The organism is Streptomyces beijiangensis, from assembly GCF_017315755.1.
Lineage (GTDB): Bacteria > Actinomycetota > Actinomycetes > Streptomycetales > Streptomycetaceae > Streptomyces > Streptomyces beijiangensis.
This window is the reverse complement of record NZ_JAFLRJ010001196.1, coordinates 1-478: the sequence shown is the minus strand read 5'-3', so window position 1 is coordinate 478 and position 478 is coordinate 1. Positions and strand designations below refer to the sequence as shown.

The window sequence follows — 478 nt, the reverse complement described above, 5'->3', positions numbered from 1 at the left end:
CGCGCGCAGGGCGTGGTCGGCGGGGGAGCGGTCGCCGTGCACGACGGTGACGGGGGCGTCGTGGCCGTGGTCGGCGAGGTGAGCCAGCATCGCGGTCATCGGGGTCACGCCGATGCCCGCGGAGGCGAGCAGCAGGGGAGCGGCGGGGTCGGTGTCGAGGACGAGATCGCCGTATGCCTCGGACAGCTCCAGGACGTCGCCGGCCCGCACGCGCGCGTGCAGGTGGCCGGAGACCTCGCCCTCGGGCGTCCCGGGCGTCCCCTCGTCGTGCACGCGCTTGACGCTGAACTGCCGCTCGTCGGGGCCGGGCGTGCCGGAGAGGCTGTACTGGCGGATCTGCCGGGCGCCGTCGTCGAGGGTGACGCGGACGGAGACGTACTGGCCCGGGCGGAAGTCCCGCACCGGGCCCCCGTCGGCGGGGCGCAGCCGGAAGGAGGCGACGTCGGCGGTCTCGGTGACCCGCCCGACGACCTCCCAC

1 protein-coding gene is annotated in these 478 nt (G+C 76.4%); it reads right to left on the bottom strand.

The features are described 5' to 3' along the window. Positions 1-478 (bottom strand): FAD-binding oxidoreductase (locus J0695_RS41145; RefSeq protein WP_242553788.1); only part of this gene is annotated, 478 nt, incomplete at both ends.